The organism is Streptomyces lushanensis (genome assembly GCF_001700515.1).
GTDB classification, from domain to species: domain Bacteria; phylum Actinomycetota; class Actinomycetes; order Streptomycetales; family Streptomycetaceae; genus Streptomyces; species Streptomyces lushanensis.
Window position 1 is genome coordinate 1 of record NZ_MAUD01000473.1, and the last position, 3,609, is coordinate 3,609.

Sequence of the window (3,609 nt, forward strand, 5' to 3'; positions counted from 1 at the left end):
GTCCCGGGCCGACCGGGACCGACCCGGGCCGGCCGGCGCTGACGGCTCCGGACCGTTTCGTGGTCCGGAGCACCTCGGACCACCGGGTATTATTTTCGAGTCGGCAGGCGCCGCTAGCTCAGTTGGTTAGAGCAGCTGACTCTTAATCAGCGGGTCCGGGGTTCGAGTCCCTGGCGGCGCACGGACAAGGCGGGGCCCCTCGTGGAAGCGAGGGGCCCCGCTGTCGTCGGCCTGCCGTTCCCGCGGTTTTTGACCGCCGACAGACCTCAAGACCTCAAGACCTCAAGCCACCGGCAGACGTCAGGCGACCGAGCGCGAGCCGTCGACCATGGGGCTCACACCGAAGATGTCGACCGCGTGGTAGTACGTCCACGCCAGGGCGTCGCAGGACACCTTCGTCGCACCCGAGTACTTCGCGCACACACGCTTGAGGTCCGCGTAGAAGGCGGAGTCGATCCGGGCCTTGTTCGCGCCGAACGTACCGGCCGCCTTGTAGTTGCGGTAACCGAAGTCATGGCGCACACAGGCGTTCTGGAAAGGGAAGCCGAAGGGATTGTCCGGCGAGGACGAGCAGTAGTCCGTGGACCAGTCGAAGCCGTAACCCGACCAGGCGCCCTGGTTGTTGCGGGCCGCGAAGAAGGAGTTGTAGCTGCCGGCGGACTCCTGGGTCCAGCTGCTGAGGACCTGCGGCTTGTCGGCGGGCGCGGCGGTGGCCGAGGTGGCCGTGAACAGGGAAGCGGCGAGGGCGAGTACGGCCGAGGCGAGCGGAAGGGCCAGACGTCTGCGCATGACGGAACAACCTCCGGACGGGTATGGGGGGAACGCTCCATGCTGGGGTCGGCATGGAGCGCCGTAAGCGTGAAGGGCACGGCTGTCGCACGGGTCTACGCGCGATGACCGCCGCGGGAATGGTCCCCCAAATCCCGGCGGAGGCAAACCCCTTTCACGCCGAACTCGCCTCTGGGCGCTTCCAGTTGACGGTTCCGTCCCGGATGCCCGGTTCCGGCCGGCCCGCACCGCGAGAACGCCGGGCACGCGTCAGGGCGCACCGGCACACCGGCGCGCATCACGGCGTACGGGCACACGGACGTGGGGGCGCACCGGGGCGCGTGCCCCGGGAGGCGCGGTCCGCACGGCGGCGGACCGCACGGTGCCGCGCCTCCCGAGGTTCTTACGATCTCCTACGACTCGTCCTGCCGCCGCTGCCGACTACGCGTCAGAGCTGTCAGAACTGGACGTCGGAGCAGGAGTAGAACGCGTTGCTCGTGTCGGCGATGGTCCACACCGCCAGGATGATGTGCCGGCCCGACCTCGACGGCAACGTGCCCGAGTGCGACAGCGTCGCGGGCGGCTGCTGGTTGTTGTACGGCACCGTCAGGAACGGCTGGGTGTCCAGGGACGCGCGGGTGAGCGGCGCCGAGGAGTTCCATCCGTTCTTGGTGATGTAGTACTTGAAGTCGGTCGTGGCGTGCCGGGCGGTGAACTGCCAGCGGAAGTTGTAGCTCTGGCCGCCCGAGACCTTGGTGGTCGGCCAGGAGCCGCCACGCGGGTCGTCGAGCTGCGCGAACTGGCCGAGGCCGCCCGAGCAGAGCTTGCCGTCGGCGGGACCGCCGGCCGGGAAGCCCTTGGGCCCCTCGACACTCTGCGGCTCCCACTGGATGTTGCCGCAGTTGGACACCGTGCCATTGGCACAGAGCTTCTGACGGCTGATGGGTGAGTCGGTGTAGCCGTGGCTACTGGCGCTGCTGGTGGCGAGCAGGGACACGCCCGCCACGGCGAGGCCGACGACGGCCGCGCCTATCTTCTTTCGCATGCTTCGCTCCAGAGAACGTGGGGAGTTCGGTGAGCCGTACTGCACGCGTGCAGGGGAGAACAGTCTGCGGTCTAGACCAAGCTCTAGAGTATTAACGGAACTTGACCGTGTCCATAACAAGTACGAGCCAGGTCCAGACCAATTACAACCTCTCCCCGCCGCCCTGCCGCCCGGTGTAGAAGGCCACGGTGAGGTCCTTCACCAGCGCCTTGCGCTCGTAGTCGTCCAGTTCGACCAGCCCGCGCGAGGTCAGACGGCGCACCGTGTCGTCCACCGCGTCCACCACCGAGGTGAGAACACTGTCCCGGTGCCTGGCGTCGATCGCCGCGATCCTGCTCCGCTGCATCGCAGCTGCGATTTCGGGCGCGTACTCGATCCGTGTCGGCTGCGCGGAGAAGACGTCCACGCCGACGGGCCGGCACTCGGCCGAGAGCATACGGGTCAGCGCGTCACCGACGGCCTCCGCGTTCCGCAGGGTCGGCGCCTCGTCGTGGAACGCGTCGGCGGGCAGCTGGGAGAGCACTCGCGCCATCGCCGCCTCCACCTGCTCACGCAGATACTCCTCGTGGTCCCGGACACCGAGGGCCGCGCGCACGGTGTCCCTGATCCGCCAGACGACCAGGACGACGACCCGCAGCGCGGTGCCGTTCGAGTCGACGGCGGGCATCGGCTCGCTGCGCCAGTGCCGCAGCCGTACGTCCACCTTGCGGCGCACCAGCAGCGGGCTCACCCAGAGCAGTCCGGTACGGCGCACGCTGCCGCGGTAGTCGCCGAAGAGCGTCAGCACCCACGCCTGGCCGACCTGGCCGCGGCCGAGTCCGCCGAAGGCGAAGACCGCGACGGTCCCGCCGAACGCGAGCAGGGCCCACTGGCCGAGCCCGATGCCGCGGTCCGGCTCCGGCCGCAGCCCGAGCAGTCCCGCCACCGCGTCCGGTACGGCGCCGACCCACCACAGCAGCGCCGCGCACGCGGTGAGCGTCATGAATCCGACGAGCGAGGCCACCCAGCCGGGCAGGACGGGCCCCGGGCGTTCGGCGAGCCGTGGATCGACGGGCGGCGCGGGCCGCAGCGGCACCGCGGGTACGGGCGCGGGCCGGGGCTTGGGCGCGGCAGGCACCGCGGGCACACCGGGCGCGCCGGGCACGGCGGGCACGGGCGGCGGCACGCGCCGCACCCGAGGCTGCTCACTGGTCCCCTGGCGCCGTCGCACGACGGTGGGCGGTCTGACACCGGCCGGCTCGTCGCGGAAGAGCAGATGGACGGGGATCTCCTGGGTGGACTCCCCGACGATGAGCGGGCTCCACCGAGGATTCTCGCCACCACCCGGGCGGCCCGCCGTTCCCGGCTGTCTCCGGATCGCCGGCTCGACGGACGGTCCGCCCGCCTCCGCACCGCCGGGACCGGCCGCTCTCGCCGTGTCGGCCGAACCCGGAGCCGAACCCGAACCCGGCGCAGGGTCCGGGCCCGGCTCGGGAGCCGTATCTCCCTCCGTGTGCGCGGACGGTTCCGTGTCACCGTGCCCGTCGCCCGCGCCCGGTCCCGTGTCCCGGGCGCTTCCCGTACGTACCGAACTCCGCGCGGTCTGCGCGATGAGAGACGCGGTCACCGGACCGCCCGCCGGTGCCTGATCCGGTGCCGGACCGTCCACGGCGGCGTGCTCGGCCCTCCCGTGCTCGACCGTCTCCGCCTCACCCGCGGAGGGCACGGCGTCCGGCTCCGGTTCCCGGTGTCTCACCGTCGCCGTCGGTACCCAGACCTCGGCGCGCACACCGAGCGCGCCGAGGTCTGGGTACCGA

The 3,609-nt window shown here is 71.0% G+C and carries 3 protein-coding genes and 1 tRNA gene; 1 reads left to right on the forward strand and 3 read right to left on the reverse strand.

Annotated elements, in window-relative coordinates; genetic code table 11:
* Positions 1-107 precede the first annotated feature (107 nt).
* Positions 108-181, forward strand: a tRNA-Lys gene (locus tag BFF77_RS29900).
* A 119-nt stretch (positions 182-300) separates the two neighbouring features.
* Here BFF77_RS29900 and BFF77_RS29905 read toward each other — a convergent pair.
* The 3 genes from BFF77_RS29905 to BFF77_RS33850 form a co-directional block, all read right to left on the reverse strand.
* On the reverse strand, positions 301-789 hold the full coding sequence (locus tag BFF77_RS29905; protein ID WP_066956191.1) for a phospholipase: 489 nt from the start codon (positions 787-789) through the stop codon (positions 301-303).
* Positions 790-1,225: 436 nt separating this feature from the next.
* On the reverse strand, positions 1,226-1,813 hold the full coding sequence (locus tag BFF77_RS29910) for a lytic polysaccharide monooxygenase auxiliary activity family 9 protein (protein WP_066956194.1): 588 nt from the start codon (positions 1,811-1,813) through the stop codon (positions 1,226-1,228).
* 142 nt (positions 1,814-1,955) lie between these two features.
* A complete protein-coding gene (locus BFF77_RS33850; RefSeq protein ID WP_079125617.1) occupies positions 1,956-3,581 on the reverse strand; it encodes an SPFH domain-containing protein in 1,626 nt (541 codons plus the stop codon).
* Positions 3,582-3,609: the final 28 nt, after the last annotated feature.